Below are 17516 nucleotides of genomic sequence, written 5' to 3'. Positions count from 1 at the left end.
CGCCTTCCCCGCGCCGCGGGCGGTTGCCGAGACATACGCACGCCTGGACGACTGCGTTCACCCACTCGCTCCGGCAGCGCGCAGGTGTCGGAAATCCTTCGGATCCAGCTCCTGGATGTCGATTCCCCGGGCTCCGCGGGCTGTGGCTGGCCCCTGACGTGGACTGGCTGAAAAGTGACACCGTGCCGGCGCCCCCGCCGCACCGGAACGGAGCAACTCGTGAACGTCGGAACAACGGCGACCGGACCACGGCAGAGTCCGAGAGCCACGCTGATCATGGCTTGTGCCGGGGGGTTCGTCGCCTATCTGCCGGTCACCAGCGTCTCGGTGAGTCTTCCTGCCATCCAGCGGGCCCTGCACGCCTCGACCTCGCAACTGTCATGGATATCCGACGCCTTCGTTCTGCCCATGGCGGCCCTCATCATGACCGCCGGTGTCTTCGGAGACGTGCACGGCCGCAAGAAGGTCTTCCAGGCGGGCCTGTTGTCCGCCGCCGTCGGGGCGACCGTGGCGCTGTGCGCGCAGTCGGTCCACGTGCTGTGGGTGGGGCAGGCACTGGCCGGGCTGGGTGCGGCCGCGCTGCTGCCCACGACGCTGGCGCTGATCAGCCACGCGGTGCCCGACCCGCACGAGCGGGCCAAGTTCGTCGGCCTGTGGGCCGCCTCCCTGATGGCGGCACTGGCCGTCGGCCCCCTCCTGGCGGGCGTGATCCTCGACCACGCCGCCTGGCGGTGGATCTACCTGCCGGCCATACCGGTGGCCGTCCTCACCATGGCGGTGGCGGCGCCCCTGGTGGCCGACTCCCGGGCGCCCGGCTCCCGTCGGCTCGACTGGCCCGGCCAGATCACCGCCGCCCTGACGATCACCTCGCTCGTCTACGGCGTGATCGAAGGCGGCGCCGGCTCCTTCTCCGAGCCCAAGGTCGTCGTCGCCCTCGTGCTGGCCGCCGTCGGCGCCCTCGCGTTCGTCCTGGCCGAGCGGCGCAGCGCCAGCCCCATGCTGGACCTGACGCTCTTCCGCAGCCCGGCGTTCAGCGCCACCACGCTGATCGCGATGATCACCTTCCTGGGCCTGATCGGCTTCTTCTTCGTCCTCAGCCTCTACTTCGGCATCGTGCAGCGGCTCGACACACTCGACGCGGGGTACCGGCTGCTGGCCGTGACGGCGGTGTGCCTGCTCGTCGGGGTCGTGGCAGGGCCGTTGATGCGGCACATCCCGGTACGCGTCCTGCTCCCCTCCGGTCTGCTCGTCATGACAGGGGCCCTGCTGTCCCTGACCGCAGTCGACGCCGGGACGCCGTTCGGCGCGCTGGCCTGGCGGCTGGCCCTGCTCGGCCTCGGTCTGGGCCTGGTCGTCACGCCCATGACCGCCACCGCCGTCGCCTCCGTGCCACATCACCTGGCGGGCATGGCGGCAGCGGGCAACAACGCCTTCCGGCAGGTCGGCGGGGCCCTCGGCCCGGCCGTGCTGGGCGTGCTGCTGACCACCAGGGCCACGGACACGCTGCCCGGTCACCTCGCGGACGCCGGCGTGGACGGCGTCACGGCGCAGCGGATCATCGCGGCCGTGGACGCCGGCGGGCTGGGCGTGGTGGCCCGGATGGACCTGGGAGCGGAGACCGGCAGGGCCCTGCGTGCCCTGTCCGACTCGTTCCTCGACGGCCTCTACCTGTGCCTCGTCATGGCCGCCGCGCTCACGCTGCTGGCCGCGGTCGTCGGGATGCTGCTGCTGCGCACCCCGCGGGCCTCGGCCCACGCGGCCCCCGGGAAGGCGAAGCCGCAGCGCGAACGCGAGCCGGAACCGGTGCTCGCGGGTGCGCCCGGCGGTCACGGTGCCGCCCCGGCCCCGCACCGGGGCCGGTGATACTGGGGCCCGGGGCAGTCGGATCCGGTGCGGCGCACGGTCGCGGGAGCGGGGCCCCAGCCGCAGGAGCAGGAGGAACCCGGTGCAGCCCCAGGCACTCGATCCACTCGACCGGAAGCTGCTGCAGGCGCTGCAGCTCGACGGCCGGGCGCCGTTCAACCGGATCGCGGACGTCCTGGGAGTGTCCGACCAGACCGTCGCACGCCGCTTCCGGCGGCTGCGCAGCAGCCTCCAGCTGCGGGTGCTCGGCATCACCGACGAAAGCCGGCTCGGCGGCAACACCTGGCTGCTGCGCCTGGGCTGTACCCCGGACACCGCCGAACAACTGGCGAGCGCACTCGCCCGGCGTCCGGACACCTCCCACATCAGCGTGATCTCGGGCGGCACCGAAGTGATGTGCGCCATGAAACCCCGCACGCGGCAGGCGAGGGACGACCTGCTCCTCGACCGCCTCCAGCGCAGCCCGCGCGTCACGTCGGTCAGCGCGCACTGCCTGCTGCACCGCTTCTACGGAGGCCCGCTCGGCTGGCTCAGCAAGATCAACGCCCTGTCCCCCGACGAGCGGGCCGCCCTGAGCCCGCCGCCCGTCGGTCCGGGCACGCACGGCGTCGTGCTGGACGATGCCGACGAGGCGCTGCTCGCCGTCCTCGCCCGGGACGGACGGGCCCCGCTCACCGAACTCCAGGCGAGCACCGGCCTGTCGGAATCCGCAGTGCGGCGCCGCCTGGACCGGCTGCGCTCCACCGGGGTCCTCTACCTGGCCGTGCAGTTCGACAACGAACACTTCGGCAACGACGTCGTCGCCATGCTGTGGCTCACCGTCGCCCCGGCGGCCCTGGCCGAGGTCGGCCGTGCCCTCGCCTCGCACGTCGAGGTGAGTTTCGCGGCGGCCACCACCGGCCAGGCCAACATCGTCGCCGCCACCCTGCATCCCAGCACCGGCGACCTCTACACCTACCTCAGCGACACCGTCGGAGCCCTGGACGGGGTCCGCTCCGCCGAGACCACCCTCACGCTGCGCCAGGTCAAGCAGCTCGCTTACGAGCCCGGTCGCTGACGGACGGCGAGGGCGACGGGGATGGTCGTCAGCGGGCCGTGCGCGTGTGGACGTACTCCACCAGCCGGGTCAGCGCGTCCGGGTCGGTGGACGGCATGACGCCGTGGCCGAGGTTGAAGACGTGGCCCTCCAGGTCCTTCGCCGAGTCCAGGACCTCGCGGGTCTTGGCCTCGACGGCCTCCGTCGGGGCGAACAGCACGGTCGGGTCGAGGTTGCCCTGGAGCGCCTTGCCGGGGCCGATGCGGCGGGCGGCCTCGTCCATCGGGACGCGCCAGTCGACGCCGACGACGTCCGCGCCGGCCTCGCTCATGAGCGGGAGCAGCTCGCCGGTGCCGACCCCGAAGTGGATGCGCGGGACGCCGTAGCCGGCCACGGCCTCGAAGACCTTCGCCGACGCGGGCAGCACCGAGCGGCGGTAGTCGACGGGGGCCAGCGCGCCGGCCCAGGAGTCGAACAGCTGCACCGCCGAGGCGCCCGCCTCGATCTGCACCTTCAGGAACGCGGCGGTGATGTCCGCGAGGCGGTCGAGCAGGTCGGCCCACAGCTCCGGGTCGCCGTACATCATCGCCTTGGCGTTCTCGTAGGTGCGGGACGGGCCGCCCTCGACGAGGTAGCTGGCGAGGGTGAAGGGGGCGCCGGCGAAGCCGATGAGGGGCGTGGCACCGAGCTCGCGGGTGAGCAGACCGATGGCCTCGGTGACGTAGGAGACGTCCTCGGGGGTCAGGTCGCGCAGCTGGGCGAGGTCGGCGCGGGTGCGGATCGGGTGCTCGACGACCGGGCCGACGCCGGGCTTGATGTCGAGGTCGACGCCGATGGCCTTGAGCGGGACGACGATGTCGCTGAAGTAGATCGCCGCGTCCACGCCGTGCCGGCGCACCGGCTGGAGGGTGATCTCGGTGACCAGTTCGGGCCGCATGCAGGATTCGAGCATGCCGATGCCCTCGCGCACTTTGCGGTACTCCGGCAGTGAGCGCCCGGCCTGCCGCATGAACCACACCGGCGTGTGCGGCACGGGCTCGCGCCGGCAGGCCTTGAGGAAGGCGGAGTCGTATGCGGCGGACGGCTGCTGGGCCCTGGGGGCGTCGTTGGCACTCACGGGGCCAAGTTTCGCACGCCGCCGAACAGCACTATTCAGCCCCTGGAGAGGCGCGGGGTGTCTAGCCCCGCACCCGGGCTCCGGTCCCCGTAATCTTCCCGCATGGCTGCGGCTCAGGGACGACTGTCGGACGGCGCTGGCGGTATGGACGAAGCGAAGGACACCGAGAACGACCGGCGGGAGGCGGACTCCGCCCCGCTGCCCTTCCGGGCCGCCGTCGACGCGCTGAGGGCGGCGCGGCTGCGGCCCCAGATCGAGGTCGAGCCGACGCCCGCGCCGAAGCGGCTCGCCCCGTACTCCTACGCGCTGGAGGCGGCGGTCGTCGACGGCGACCAGGACCTGGCCGACGGCCGGCTGGTGCTGCTGCACGACCCGGCCGGGCACGACGCGTGGCGGGGCACGTTCCGGCTGGTGACGCTGGTGCGCGCGGAACTGGAGCCGGAGATGGCGGCGGATCCGCTGCTGCCGGAGGTGTGCTGGTCCTGGCTGACCGGTGCGCTGCAGACGCGCGGGCTGACGTACGGGGAGCCGAGCGGCACCGTCACACGCGCGAGCTCCCACTACTTCGGCGGGCTGTCCGCGCGCCCGGCCGCCTCGCAGATCGAGATCCGCGCGTCGTGGACGCCGCGCGAGGGCCTGGGCGGAGCCCCGGACACGGCGGCGCACCTGGCGTCCTGGTGCGATCTGCTCGCCCAGCTCGCGGGGCTGCCCCCGGCCGGTCCGGGCGACGCGTCCGTGGTGACGCTGCCCCAGCGGCGAGGGCCGCAGTCCCGCTGACCGACCCCTGGAACAACCCCTGATCGACCCTTGACCGCCCCGCACTGATCGACCTTGTGCGGGGCGGTCAACCATGTCATGCCGACGATCACACCTGAGTACCCCTCTTGGCCGAATCACTTTGTCGATACGGCCACTTTCGACCGCGTACCGACGCAGACCGAAACCGTTCCACCTTCGAATGATCGACCGCGTGTCCGAATTGCACGGATTGTTATCACTGAATCGTGATCATTCTCTAAAGGCGGACGGGTTCGGTGCCGAAGACGACTGTGACCTTGAAAGCACGGTTCGTCCCGGCTTCACCCCCACGAGCCGGCCCCGTCCCGCACCCCAGGAGGCCTGGTGTCCGTTCTCCTCGAGCAGCCCGCAAGCCTGGTCGCCTACCGCCCGAACAAGCCGACCGCCATGGTGGTCGTGGCCGACCCGCGCGTCCGCTCCACCGTCACCCGCCACCTGTGGGCGCTCGGTGTGCGCGACGTCATCGAGGCCTCGTCCATCGCGGAGGCTCGTCCCCGCATCGGCAACCCCCGCGACATCTGTGTCGCCGACGTCCACCTGCCGGACGGTTCCGGCCTCACCCTCCTGTCGGAGACCCGCGCCGCGGGCTGGCCCAACGGGCTCGCCCTCTCCGCCGCCGACGACATCGGCGCCGTGCGCAACGCACTCGCCGGCGGGGTGAAGGGGTACGTCGTCACCGGCACCCGTACCAACGTCGGGCTCCCCACCCGGCCGGGCGCCGCCCCCATCGGCGCCGCCGCCGCACGACTGCACCGCCGCCCTCCGGGTGCCCCGAGCCACCCGGGCGGCTACCGCGAACTGTCCGGCCGCGAGGTCGAGGTGCTGCGGCTGGTCGCGGAAGGCCAGTCGAACAAGGCGATCGGCGTCTCGATGGGCCTGTCCGCCCTGACCGTCAAGAGCCACCTCGCCCGTATCGCCCGCAAGCTCGGCACGGGTGACCGGGCCGGCATGGTCGCGGTGGCGCTGCGGACCGGGATCATCCACTGAACCGCTCCGCCGTGACCCTTCGTGATCCTTCCTTCACGTGAACGGGACCGGCCGTCGGCCCCGTTCACGTCACGCACGGTTCGCGAACCCGCCGCTTCCCCGACATGACTGGTTTGCGACCCTCGGGCGCCCGCCGACGGAACGTTCCGTCGGCGGGCGCTGTCCATACATGGATACCCTTGACAGGTGACCGACGCCCACGACACCGCAGCAGACAGCTCACTGCGAACCACCGGAGGCGCTCCTCCGGACGACGGCGGATCTTCTGCTACGGAGGCGCCGATCCCTTTGCTGGAGCCACGTGAGGGCATTCCGCCCGTCATCGCGGACGAGACCGCCCTGGCCCGGGTGATCGCCGCCTTCGAGGCGGGATCCGGGCCCGTCGCCGTCGACGCCGAGCGCGCGTCCGGCTACCGCTACGGGCAGCGCGCCTACCTCGTGCAGCTGCGCCGCGAGGGCGCCGGAACGGCCCTGATCGACCCCGTGGCCTGCCCCGACCTGTCCGCCCTCGGTGACGCCCTGTCCGGCGTCGAGTGGGTGCTGCACGCCGCCACCCAGGACCTGCCCTGCCTGCGCGAGATAGGCATGGTGCCGACGCGGCTGTTCGACACGGAGCTGGCCGGGCGGCTCGCCGGGTTCCCCCGGGTCGGCCTCGGCGCGATGGTCGAGAGCGTGCTGGGCTTCGTCCTGGAGAAGGGACACTCCGCCGTCGACTGGTCGACCCGGCCGCTGCCCGAGCCCTGGCTGCGCTACGCGGCGCTGGACGTCGAGCTGCTCGTCGACCTGCGCGACGCGCTGGAGAAGGAGCTGGACCGGCAGGGCAAGCTGGAGTGGGCCCACCAGGAGTTCGACGCGATCGCCTCGGCTCCCCCTCCGGAGCCCCGCAAGGACCCGTGGCGGCGTACGTCCGGCATGCACAAGGTGCGCCGCCGGCGGCAGCTGGCCGTCGTACGGGAGCTGTGGCAGACCCGGGACCGGATCGCCCAGCGGCGGGACGTGTCGCCGGGCAAGGTGCTCGGGGACGCGGCCATCGTGGAGGCGGCGCTGGCTCTCCCGGTCAATGTGCACGCACTGGCCGCGCTGAACGGTTTCGGACACCGCGTGGGCAAGCGGCAGCTGGAGCAGTGGCAGGCGGCGGTGGACCGGGCGAAGGCGCTGAGCGAGGCCCAGCTGCCGCAGCCGGGGCAGCCGGTGACCGGGCCTCCGCCGCCGCGCGCCTGGGCCGACAAGGACCCCGCCGCCGCCGCACGGCTGTCCGCCGCCCGGGCCGGGGTGTCGGCGCTGGCCGAGCAGGTCGGCATGCCGCAGGAGAACCTGATCGCCCCGGACACGGTGCGGCGGGTGTGCTGGGAGCCGCCGGCGGTGGTGGACGCGGAGTCCGTCGCGGCGGCGCTGGCCGGTCATGGGGCGCGGCCGTGGCAGGTGGAGCAGGTGACGCCGGTGCTGGTGACCGCGTTGTCCGCCACGGCGCCATGAGGGGCCTTGGCGCGCGGCGGCCGCGAGTGTCCGTGGTGGTACGCGCCCACGCGGCGGAGCCCCACGTCGACACAGCCCCGGGCCCCCAGGCCCAGGGCGTCTACTTCGTGGCGCCCCGGGTGAAGCCGTTGTAGATGAACCGCTGGAGGAACAGGAAGACGACCAGCGTGGGGACGATGACGAGGATCGCTCCCGCCGAGATCGTCTCCCAGTGGGCGCCGAACGGGCCCTTGAAGCGGAACAGCGACGTCGAGATCACGCCAAGATCTTCGGAGGGCATGTAGAGGAACGGGATGTAGAAGTCGTTGTAGACGGTGATCCCCTTCACGATCACGACCGTCGCGATCGCCGGTTTCAGCAGCGGGAAGATGACCTTGCGGTAGACGGTGAAGGCGTTGGCGCCGTCGATGCGGGCCGACTCGTCCAGGGAGACCGGGATCGAGCGGACGAACTGCAGGAAGATGTAGATCGAGACGATGTCGGTGCCCATGTAGAGGGCGATCGGCGCCCAGAGGCTGTCGAACAGGCCGAAGCTGTTGACGATCTGGAAGGTGGCCACCTGGGTGGTCACCCCGGGGACCAGCGCGGCGATCAGGAACAGGGCCAGGACCCACGCGCGGAAACGGAACCGGAAGCGGTCGATGGCGTAGGCCGTCATGGAGCCGATCAGGACCGTGCCGCCGATGGCGACGACCAGGATGACGGCCGTGTTGCCGAAGGCCGACAGCATCCGGCCGTCCTCGAACGCCGTGACGTAGTTGTCGAGGTTGAACGGGTCGTCCGGCAGCGCGAGCGCGCCACTGCCGTCCGCCATCTCCTTCTCCGACTTCAGGGACGTCAGGAACACCGCTGCCAGCGGGAGCAGCACCAGCGCGGTCGCGGCGGTCAGCGACAGGTACACGAGGACGCGGGTCACCGCGCGGCGCGTCATACGAGGTCCACCTTGTCGTCGGGGGCGAGGCGCCGCTGCACCCAGGTCACCGCGAGGACGATCAGCAGCAGTACGACCGCGGCCGCCGAGGCGAGCCCCGTCTTGTTGAACTGGAAGGCCAGCTTCACGGTCTGGATCACGAACGTCTCGGTGCCGGTCGCGCCGCCGGTCATGATGTACGGGATCTCGAAGACCGAGAGCGAACCGGAGATCGAGAGGATCACCGTCAGGCTCAGGACCGGTTTGATGCCCGGCGCGATGATGAAACGGAACTGGTGCCAGCGGTTCGCGCCGTCCAGTTCGGCCGCCTCGTACAGCTCCCCGGGGATCGACTGGATCGCGCCGAGGAAGAGCACGAAGTTCAGGCCCAGGTAGCGCCAGACGGAGACGGCGGCGAGGGAGGTGTTCGCCGACGTCGGAGTGCCGAGCCAGGCGCGGTCCGTCTCCACGCCCAGCAGGCTCAGCACCGAGTCGAGGGTGCCGCCGTCCTGGAAGAAGTAGAGGAAGACGAACCCGATCGCCACGCCGTTGATCAGGTACGGGAAGAACAGCACGCCCTTGAAGAAGTTCCGGAAGCGGACGTTGAAGCTGAGGATGGTGGCGAAGTAGAGCGCGGCCACGATCTGGATCACGGACGCCGCCAGGTAGTAGCCGCTGACCCAGAAGACCTCGAACAGCTCGGAGCGGGTGAAGAGTTCGGCGTAGTTCTCGGAGCCCGTGTAGTGCAGTTCGGGGCTCACTCCGTCCCAGTCGGTGAAGCTGTACGCGACCATGTTGGCGATCGGCGCGTAGGTGAAGACGATCAGGAGGGCGAGCGGGGCGAGCAGGAAGAGCCAGGGGGTGGCCCCGCGCCACAGGCGTGCCGGGCGCGGGGCGGGGGCCGGGGCGGGGGCGGCGGCCGCCCCCGCGGCGGTCTTGACGGCCGCCGTTTCGGTCGTGCCCGTCATCAGTACCCCAGCGACTTCTGGGTCTCGGTCCACTTCTCACCGAGGCCGTCCAGGTAGTCGTCCGGGTTGCCCTTCCTGGCGCCGCGGGCCATGTCGACGAGTTCCTGGCGGTAGTCGGGCTTGTTGATGCCGACCTCGGACTGGTTCTCGATGGTCTTCACCTCGGCGCCCTTGCGGTCGTCGAGTTCGAGGAGCTTGACGCCCGCCTCCTCGTACGGCTTCAGGATGTCGGGCAGCGGGGCGTCCTTGAGCGGGGACAGTGCCAGGTTGTCCTGCGCGTAGCCGGACTTCTCGGTGAACCAGTCGATCCAGGCCCGGGCGGCCTCCTTGTGCTCGGAGTGGATGTTGACGGCCTGGTTGTAGTCGGGCGACGTCACCGCGCAGAAGGTGCCGTCCTTCTGCGCGGGGAAGGGCATGAACCCGATGTCGTCAGGGTTGGCACCGGCCTGCTTCGCCGCGCCCTGCATCTGGATGACCGCCCAGGAGCCGAGCCACATGGTGGCGATCTCGCCCTTGGCCAGCTTGGGCTTGGACGCCTCCCAGTTGGTGGTCGTGGGGTCCTTCTCGATGAGCCCCTCGTGCACGATGTCGTACAGCAGGGTGTCCGCCACCCGCAGATCGGCGCCCTCGGCCCAGGGGTTGCCCTCGGCCAGTCTGGTGGTGGCCTGCTCGTCGCAGCTGACCGAGCCGTTGACCCCCGTCCACTGGCTGAGCGGCCACTTGTCCTTGAAGTTGGTGTAGTAGGGGATCGCGTCGGTCTTCGACTTGATCGCCTTGAGGCCGGCGAGGAACTCGGCCGGTGTCGTGGGCCAGTCGGTGATCCCGGCCTCGGTCCACACCTTCTTGTTGTAGATGAACCCGGGGAGCGCGCCGAGCGGGCTCTGGCCGTAGGCCTTGCCGCCGACGGCGGTGAAGTCGGTGAAGCGGTACTTCTTGCTCCGCTCCTCCTGGCTGCCCAACGAGGCAAAGAACTTCGGGTAGTCCTTCTTCTCGATCACCGCGGGGATCATGAGGACGTCGCCGTAGTTCTCCGTGTTCATACGGATCTTGACTTCGCCCTCATAGTCGGTGATGCCGTCGAACTCGACCTTGACCTTCGGGTACGTCTTGTTGAACTCGGCGGCGTACTTCTTCATCGTCCCGTCCTGCACGAGGTCGGTCCGGTGGGTGAGGACGGTGATGGTCCCGCTGACCTTGGCGGGATCGTCGGGCGCCTCGGCGTCGGCACCCTTCGAGGAGCCTCCCGTGCCGGTGCAGCCGGAGGCCAGCAGGGCGGCCCCTGCTGCCAGGGCGAGGAGGGTACGGCGGTTCATGTGCATCAGCTCCGTTCGCGGAGGGGAACTCGGGACGGACGAGCACGTGCGGTATGGCTGGTTCGGAACTCTGACAGCGCGCACTCAACCGGTAAAGTCCCAATCCCGCCAACGATGCGAAACCGACACACGACTCTTCACTGAACCGGTTAAGGGAGTGCGCATGCTGGAGGCGACACCGCTCGGCGAGGGATGGATCCTGCGGCACGACTCGGACACGCTGCCGGCCGCCGTGCCCGGCTGCGTGCACACCGACCTGATGGCGGCCGGGCTCGTCCCGGACCCGTTCCTCGGCCGGAACGAGACCGAGGTGGCGTGGGTGGGGCGCCGGGACTGGACGTACGAGCGGGAGATCGGCGGCTCGTGGGGGCAGGAGCAGACCGACCTGGTCTTCGAGGGGCTCGACACCGTCGCCGAGATCTCCCTGGACGGGCGGCTGCTGGGGAAGGTGCGCAACATGCACCGCTCGTACCGGTTCGACGTGACGGGCCTGTCCGGGCGGCTGTCCGTGCGGTTCGTCTCCGCCTACGCCGAGGCGGAGGCCGTGCGGGGCCGGGTGGGCGAGCGGCCCGCCGCCTACGCCGAGCCGTACCAGTACCTGCGCAAGATGGCCTGCTCCTTCGGCTGGGACTGGGGGCCGACCCTGGTGACGGCCGGGATCTGGCGGCCGGTGCGCCTGGAGCACTGGTCGACGGCCCGGATCGCCCGGGTGCGGCCGCTGGTCACCGTCGAGGAGGGCACGGGCGTCGTCGAGCTGGCCGTCGACGTCGAGCGGACCCGGGTCGAGGCGCCGCTCGCCGTGGAGGCGACCGTCGCTGGGGTGCGGGCGCGGGCCGAGATCGAGGGGTCAGGCGGGGTCGTACGGCTGCGGGTGCCGGACGCGCGGCTGTGGTGGCCGCGCGGGTACGGCGAACAGCCGCTCTACGACGTGGAGCTGAAGCTGCTGCACGGCGAGGAGGCACTGGACGTGTGGCGGCGGCGGGTCGGCTTCCGGACGGTGGAGCTGGACCGGGGGCCCGACGCGCACGGCACCGGCTTCACCCTCGTCGTCAACGGCGAGCGGCTCTTCGCGCGGGGCGTCAACTGGATCCCCGACGACGTCTTCCCGTCCCGGATCACCCGCGAGCGCTACCGGGAGCGGCTGGAGCAGGCGGCCGGCGCGGGCGTGGACCTCGTGCGGATCTGGGGCGGCGGGATCTACGAGAGCGCGGACTTCTACGACGCCTGCGACGAACTGGGGCTGCTGGTCTGGCAGGACTTCCCGTTCGCGTGCGCGGCCTACCCGGAGGAGCAGCCGCTGCGCGGCGAGGTGGAGGCCGAGGCGCGGGAGAACGTCGTGCGGCTGATGCCGCACCCGTCGCTCGTGCTGTGGAACGGCAACAACGAGAACCTGTGGGGCTTCCGGGACTGGGAGTGGGAGCCGCGGCTGGCCGGGGATTCCTGGGGCGAGGGCTACTACCTGGGCGTACTGCCGCGTGCGGTGGCCGAGTTGGACCCGACCCGGCCGTACACCGCGGGCAGCCCCTGGTCCGGATCCTGGGACCACCACCCGAACGACCCGGCGCACGGCACCCACCACTCGTGGGAGGTGTGGAACCGGCAGGACTACGCGGACTACCGGCTGAGCGTGCCGCGTTTCGTCGCCGAATTCGGCTGGCAGGCGCCGCCCGCGTACAGCACGCTGCGCCGGGCGCTGCCCGGGGAGGAGCTCGCGCCGGACTCGCCCGGCATGCTGCACCACCAGAAGGCCGACGACGGCAACGGCAAGCTGGAGCGGGGGCTCCGGCGGCATTTCGCCGTGCCGGACGGGGACTTCGACCGCTGGCACTACCTCATGCAGCTGAACCAGGCGCGGGCGGTCGCGGCCGGGATCGAGCACTGGCGCTCCCACTGGCCGGTGTGCGCGGGCACGGTCGTCTGGCAGCTCAACGACTGCTGGCCCGTGACGTCCTGGGCGGCGATCGACGGGGACGGCCGCGAGAAGCCGCTCTACCACGAGCTGAAACGGCTGTACGCGGACCGGTTGCCGACGTTCCAGATGCGGGACGGCGCGTTGGTGCTGGCCGCCGTCAACCAGGGGCCGGAGGAGTGGCGGGGGACGCTGACCCTGCGGCGGTTGTCCGTCGAGGGCGAGGTGCTGGGCCGGAAGGACGTCGACCTGGCGGCCGGGAGGCGGGCCGTGGCCCGTGTCGGCGTGCCGCGGGAGCTGCTGCCCGCCGGGCCCGGGGAGTTCCTGGTCGCGGACGTGGACGGGCTGCGGGCGCTGCACTTCCCGGTGCCCGACCGCGAAGTGCCCTACCCCGCTCCGGAGTTCGACGTCGGGCTCGCGCCGGGCGGCATCACGGTGACCGCCCGCACCCTCGTGCGGGACCTGCTGCTCCAGGCCGACCGGCTCGACCCCGGGGCGCGGGCCGACCGGGGGCTGGTCACGCTGCTGCCGGGCGAAGAGGTGACCATCGGGGTGCGCGGCTGGAAGACTCCCGACGCGAAGACCGCCCGTTCGGCCCTGTACTGCGTGGAGCCCACCCGATGACGGCAACGCCGACCCCTCGCGTCACCATCAAGGACGTCGCCGCGCGCGCCGGTGTGTCCAAGGGCGCGGTGTCCCTCGCGTTCAACCACAAGCCGGGACTGTCGGAGGCCACCCGGGACCGGATCTTCCTCGCGGCACGGGAGCTGGGCTGGTCGCCGAGCCTCACGGCGCGGACGCTGGCCGGATCGCGCGTGGACGTGGTCGGGCTGGCCGTGTGCCGGCCGGCGCGGGTGCTCGGTCTTGAGCCCTGGTACATGGAGTTCGTCTCGGGCGTGCAGAGCGTGCTGACCGAGCACTCCAGCTCGCTGCTGCTGAGGCTCGTACGGAACATGGACGAGGAGGTGGGCGTCCAGGAGACGTGGTGGCGGGGGCGGCAGATCGGTGGGTCGATCCTCGTCGACTTCCGGGCGGACGATCCGCGGGTGGCCATGACGGAGCGGCTCGGGATGCCGGTGGTCGCCGTCGGGCACCCCTCGCTGACCGGGAGGCTCACGTCGGTGTGGACGGACGACGCCACGGCTGTGGCGGAGGCGGTACGGTACCTGGCCGCGCTGGGGCACCGGCGGATCGCCCGGGTGGGCGGGGCGGCGGACCTCGGGCACACGGCGATCCGGACGGCGGCGTTCGACGAGACGGCGGGGGCGCTGGCGCTAGCCGGGGCCTGGCAGGTCGCGACGGACTTCTCGGGGGACGCGGGGGCCCGGGCGACACGGTCGCTGCTGACGGCGGCGCCGGCCGACCGGCCGACCGCGATCGTGTACGACAACGACATCATGGCGGTGGCGGGGCTGTCGGTGGCGGCCGAGATGGGCCTGCGGGTGCCGGAGGACGTGTCGCTGCTGGCGTGGGACGACTCGCAGCTGTGCCGGCTGACGCATCCGACCCTGTCGGCGATGAGCCATGACGTGCACGGGTTCGGGGCGGAGGTGGCTCGGACGTTGTTCTCGGTGATCACCGGGCGAGGGGGTGAGTCGCATCCCGTGCCGACTCCCGTGCTGACGCCTCGGGGGTCCACTGCGCCGCCTCGGTGAGGGGTGTGACCTTCACCGCTCCCCCCGCCAGGACTGTGCTGCTACGTTACTCATAAGTAGCATGGGGCCTGAGCGCGCGCTCAGCGCATCGCAGCAGCAATGCAGATCCTGACCCTGGAGGAGAGCCATCGTGCCTCGTACCGTCAGGGACGTCGTCTTCGTCGACGGCGTCCGCACCCCGTTCGGCAAGGCGGGCCCGAAGGGCATCTACCACGAGACCCGTGCCGACGACCTCGTCGTGAAGGCGATCCGGGAGCTGCTGCGCCGCAACCCCGGACTCGACCCGAAGAAGATCGACGAGGTCGCCATCGCCGCGACCACGCAGATCGGTGACCAGGGCCTGACCATCGGCCGCACCGCCGGGATCCTCGCCGGTCTCCCGCAGTCCGTGCCGGGCTACTCCATCGACCGCATGTGCGCCGGCGCCCTGACCGCCGTCACCGCGGTCGCCGGTTCCGTCGCCTTCGGCGCCTACGACGTCGCCGTCGCGGGCGGTGTCGAGCACATGGGCCGTCACCCCATGGGCGAGGGCGTGGACCCGAACCCGCGGTTCGTCTCCGAGAAGCTGGTCGACGAGTCGGCCCTGTTCATGGGCATGACCGCGGAGAACCTGCACGACCGCTACCCGCAGATCACCAAGCTGCGCGCCGACGAGTACGCCGTGCGCTCCCAGGAGAAGGCCGCCAAGGCGTACGCCAACGGCAAGATCCAGGCCGACCTGGTGCCGGTCTCGGTCCGCCGCACCTCCCCCGAGGCCGGTGAGACGGGCTGGGGCCTGGTCACCGCCGACGAGCCGATGCGCCCGGGCACGACCCTGGAGAACCTCCAGGGCCTGAAGACCCCGTTCCGTGTGCACGGCCGGGTCACCGCCGGCAACGCGGCCGGTCTGAACGACGGCGCCACCGCCTCGCTCATCGCCTCCGAGGAGTTCGCGCGGGAGCACGACCTCCCCGTGAAGATGCGCCTGGTCTCCTACTCCTTCGCGGGCGTCGAGCCGGAGGTCATGGGCTACGGCCCGATCCCGGCGACGGAGAAGGCGCTGGCCCAGGCCGGCCTGTCGATCTCCGACATCGGCCTGTTCGAGATCAACGAGGCCTTCGCCGTCCAGGTGCTGGCCTTCCTCGACCACTACGGCATCGCCGACGACGACGAGCGCGTCAACCAGTACGGCGGCGCCATCGCCTTCGGCCACCCGCTGGCCTCCTCCGGCGTCCGCCTGATGACGCAGCTGGCGCGCCAGTTCGAGGAGCAGCCGCACGTCCGCTACGGCCTGACCACCATGTGTGTCGGCTTCGGCATGGGCGCGACGGTCATCTGGGAGAACCCGCACTTCGAGGGGGACAAGTGAGCACCACCGCCGAGCTTTTGAAGCAGGCTTCCGAGCTGTTCCCGGACGAGGTCGTCACGAGTGCGCACGTACGCCACTTCGACCTCCCCCTGGGCGCTGGCCGCTTCGCCCTGATCACCCTGGACAACGGCCACGACCACACCAAGCCGACCACCTTCGGCCCGGCCTCGCTGGCGAACCTGAACACCGCCATCGACCAGGTCGAGAAGGAGGCGGCGGACGGCGAGATCATCGGCGTCGGCATCACCGGCAAGCCGTTCATCTTCGCGGTCGGCGCCGACCTCAAGGGCGTGGAGATCCTCAAGGAGCACGAGCACGCCCTCGCCATCGGCAAGGGCGGCCACGAGGTCTTCAAGCGGCTGTCGAAGCTGGCCGTGCCGACCTTCGCGTACTACAACGGCGCCGCGATGGGCGGCGGTGTCGAGGTCGGTCTGCACTGCACCTACCGCACCGTCTCCGCGGCCCTCCCGGCGTTCTCCCTGCCCGAGGTGTTCCTCGGCCTCGTCCCGGGCTGGGGCGGCTGCACGCTGCTGCCGAACCTGATCGGCCCCGAGAAGGCCGTCTCGGTGATCATCGAGAACAGCCTCAACCAGAACAAGCAGCTCAAGGGCAAGCAGGTCTACGACCTCGGGATCGCCGACGCGATCTTCGAGGGCGCGGACTTCCTGGAGCAGTCGCTGATCTGGACCGCGGCCGTCCTCAAGGGCGAGCTGGAGATCGAGCGCCCGGTGATCGACCGCGGCGAGGCCTGGGACCAGGCCGTCGCCAAGGGCCGCTTCATCGCGGACTCCAAGGTGCACGGCGCCGCCCCGGCCGCCTACCGCGCCCTGGACATCATCGCCGCCGCCAAGAACGGCGACCTCCAGCAGGGTTACGACGCCGAGGACAAGGCCCTCGCCGACCTCATCATGGGCGGCGAACTGCGCTCCGGCATCTACGCCTTCAACCTGGTGCAGAAGCGCGGCAAGCGCCCGGCCGGCGCCCCGGACAAGTCCCTGGCCCGCCCGGTCACCAAGGTCGGTGTCGTCGGCGCCGGTCTGATGGCCAGCCAGCTCGCGCTGCTGTTCCTGCGCCGCCTGGAGGTGCCGGTCGTGCTGACCGACATCGACCAGGAGCGCGTCGACAAGGGTGTGGGCTACGTCCACGCCGAGATCGACAAGCTGCTCGGCAAGGGCCGCATCAACCAGGACAAGGCCAACCGCCTCAAGGCGCTGGTCTCCGGTGTGCTGGACAAGGCCGAGGGCTTCGCGGACGCGGACTTCGTCATCGAGGCCGTGTTCGAGGAGATCGGCGTCAAGCAGCAGGTGTTCGCGGAGGTCGAGGCGGTCGCCCCGGCGCACGCCATCTTCGCGACGAACACCTCCTCCCTCTCCGTCTCGGAGATGGCGTCGAAGCTGCAGCACCCCGAGCGGGTCGTCGGCTTCCACTTCTTCAACCCGGTCGCGGTCCTGCCGCTGCTGGAGATCGTGCGCGGCGAGAAGACCGACGACGCCTCCCTGGCCACGGCCTTCGCCGTCGCCAAGAAGCTGAAGAAGACCGCGGTCCTCACCAAGGACGCTCCGGCGTTCGTCGTGAACCGCATCCTGACCCGCTTCATGGGCGAGATCCAGAACGTCATCGACGAGGGCACGCCGGTCGAGGTCGCCGAGAAGGCCGTCGAGCCGCTCGGTCTGCCGATGTCGCCGCTGGTCCTGCTGGAGCTGGTCGGCCCGGCGATCGGCCTGCACGTCTCCGAAACGCTCAACCGGGCGTTCCCGGAGCGCTTCACGGTCTCCCCGAACCTCGCGGCCGTCGTCAAGGCGGGCAAGCGCGGCTTCTACGTCTACGACAGCGGCAAGCCGGAGCTGGACCCCGAGGTCGCCGCGCTGCTCAAGCAGGGCGACAGCGTCCTGACGGAGGAGCAGGTCCGCGACCGCGTCCTGGACGCGGTCGCGCAGGAGATCGGCATCATGCTCGACGAGGGTGTCGTCGCCGAGGCACAGGACATCGACCTCTGCCTCATCACGGGCGCCGGCTGGCCCTTCCACCTGGGCGGCATCACGCCGTACCTGGACCGCGAGGGTGTCTCCGAGCGCGTGAACGGCAAGCGGTTCCTCGCGCAGGGCGTCGCGAGCGTCCCGGCGTAACGCGTTACCC

At 71.1% G+C, this 17516-nt stretch carries 13 protein-coding genes; 9 read left to right on the top strand and 4 right to left on the bottom strand.

The window, feature by feature from the left end; genetic code table 11:
- Nucleotides 1-276: 276 nt before the first annotated feature.
- The gene (locus A4E84_RS30935; protein WP_079129181.1) at nt 277-1863 is read left to right on the top strand and encodes an MFS transporter; all 1587 of its coding nucleotides are present in this window, start codon (nt 277-279) and stop codon (nt 1861-1863) included.
- A gap of 82 nt (nt 1864-1945) precedes the next feature.
- A complete protein-coding gene (locus tag A4E84_RS30930; protein ID WP_062929693.1) occupies nt 1946-2920 on the top strand; it encodes an Lrp/AsnC family transcriptional regulator in 975 nt (324 codons plus the stop codon).
- Nucleotides 2921-2948: 28 nt separating this feature from the next.
- Here A4E84_RS30930 and hemE read toward each other — a convergent pair whose 3' ends face one another.
- Nucleotides 2949-4016 carry a uroporphyrinogen decarboxylase gene (hemE, locus tag A4E84_RS30925; protein WP_062929692.1) on the bottom strand — a complete coding sequence of 356 codons (1068 nt, stop codon included), beginning with the start codon at nt 4014-4016 and terminating at the stop codon, nt 2949-2951.
- A 102-nt stretch (nt 4017-4118) separates the two neighbouring features.
- Between hemE and A4E84_RS30920 the strand changes: the two genes are divergently transcribed.
- The 3 genes from A4E84_RS30920 (at nt 4119) to A4E84_RS30910 (ending at nt 7277) form a co-directional block, all read left to right on the top strand.
- Nucleotides 4119-4793, top strand: coding sequence for a DUF3000 domain-containing protein (locus A4E84_RS30920; RefSeq protein WP_079129180.1), 675 nt, complete (start codon nt 4119-4121; stop codon nt 4791-4793).
- A 345-nt stretch (nt 4794-5138) separates the two neighbouring features.
- Entirely contained in the window at nt 5139-5801 is a 663-nt protein-coding gene (locus tag A4E84_RS30915) for a response regulator transcription factor (RefSeq protein ID WP_003993737.1), read from the top strand.
- Between the two features lie 186 nt (nt 5802-5987).
- Nucleotides 5988-7277, top strand: a complete 1290-nt coding sequence (locus A4E84_RS30910) for a ribonuclease D (protein ID WP_079129179.1) — start codon at nt 5988-5990, stop codon at nt 7275-7277.
- Nucleotides 7278-7377: 100 nt separating this feature from the next.
- Here the strand turns inward: A4E84_RS30910 and A4E84_RS30905 are convergent, their stop codons facing one another.
- From A4E84_RS30905 to A4E84_RS30895, 3 genes are read right to left on the bottom strand one after another with little or no spacing between them, the layout of a single operon-like run.
- On the bottom strand, nt 7378-8208 hold the full coding sequence (locus tag A4E84_RS30905; protein WP_062929689.1) for a carbohydrate ABC transporter permease: 831 nt from the start codon (nt 8206-8208) through the stop codon (nt 7378-7380).
- Entirely contained in the window at nt 8205-9155 is a 951-nt protein-coding gene (locus A4E84_RS30900; RefSeq protein WP_062929688.1) for a carbohydrate ABC transporter permease, read from the bottom strand. Before A4E84_RS30900 ends, A4E84_RS30905 begins: the two co-directional genes overlap by 4 nt.
- Nucleotides 9155-10468 carry an ABC transporter substrate-binding protein gene (locus A4E84_RS30895; protein WP_062931668.1) on the bottom strand — a complete coding sequence of 438 codons (1314 nt, stop codon included), beginning with the start codon at nt 10466-10468 and terminating at the stop codon, nt 9155-9157. Before A4E84_RS30895 ends, A4E84_RS30900 begins: the two co-directional genes overlap by 1 nt.
- A gap of 163 nt (nt 10469-10631) precedes the next feature.
- Between A4E84_RS30895 and A4E84_RS30890 the strand changes: the two genes are divergently transcribed.
- From A4E84_RS30890 to A4E84_RS30875, 4 genes are all read left to right on the top strand, one after another.
- A complete protein-coding gene (locus A4E84_RS30890) occupies nt 10632-13001 on the top strand; it encodes a glycoside hydrolase family 2 protein (protein WP_062929687.1) in 2370 nt (789 codons plus the stop codon).
- Nucleotides 12998-14032, top strand: a complete 1035-nt coding sequence (locus A4E84_RS30885) for a LacI family DNA-binding transcriptional regulator (protein WP_062929686.1) — start codon at nt 12998-13000, stop codon at nt 14030-14032. The genes A4E84_RS30890 and A4E84_RS30885 overlap by 4 nt, the downstream gene beginning before the upstream one ends.
- Before the next feature lie 130 nt (nt 14033-14162).
- The gene (locus tag A4E84_RS30880) at nt 14163-15380 is read left to right on the top strand and encodes a thiolase family protein (RefSeq protein ID WP_062929685.1); all 1218 of its coding nucleotides are present in this window, start codon (nt 14163-14165) and stop codon (nt 15378-15380) included.
- On the top strand, nt 15377-17506 hold the full coding sequence (locus A4E84_RS30875) for a 3-hydroxyacyl-CoA dehydrogenase NAD-binding domain-containing protein (RefSeq protein WP_062929684.1): 2130 nt from the start codon (nt 15377-15379) through the stop codon (nt 17504-17506). The genes A4E84_RS30880 and A4E84_RS30875 overlap by 4 nt, the downstream gene beginning before the upstream one ends.
- Nucleotides 17507-17516 lie beyond the last annotated feature (10 nt).

Source organism: Streptomyces qaidamensis, assembly GCF_001611795.1.
Lineage (GTDB): Bacteria > Actinomycetota > Actinomycetes > Streptomycetales > Streptomycetaceae > Streptomyces > Streptomyces qaidamensis.
Note: the sequence above shows the minus strand (reverse complement) of the source record. Positions and strands in the feature narration are given on the sequence as shown.